General features: G+C 66.3%; 1 pseudogene. It reads left to right on the top strand.

Going from position 1 to position 243, the window contains the following annotated elements:
* Window positions 1-243, top strand: a pseudogene (argS, locus tag CVH10_RS23570) (arginine--tRNA ligase); the annotation flags it as partial.

Below are 243 nucleotides of genomic sequence, written 5' to 3'. Positions count from 1 at the left end.
GCGGACGTCTACCGCGAGTTCTATTACAACGCCGCCGGCGTGCAGATCCAGACGCTGGCCATCAGCACGCAGCTGCGCCTGAAGGGCTTCAAGCCGGGCGACGCCGAGTGGCCGAGCGGCGAGAAGGCGGCGGCGTACAACGGCGACTACATCGCCGACATCGCGGAAGACTTCAAGGCGAAGAAGACCGTCAGCGCCGACGACCGCGAATACACCGCCAGCGGCGACGTGGACGACATCGAC

This window comes from Halomonas sp. ND22Bw (assembly GCF_003011945.1).
Taxonomy (GTDB): domain Bacteria; phylum Pseudomonadota; class Gammaproteobacteria; order Pseudomonadales; family Halomonadaceae; genus Halomonas; species Halomonas halophila.
The sequence above is the reverse complement of the archived record's forward strand: the minus strand, read 5'-3'. Positions and strand labels throughout refer to the sequence as shown.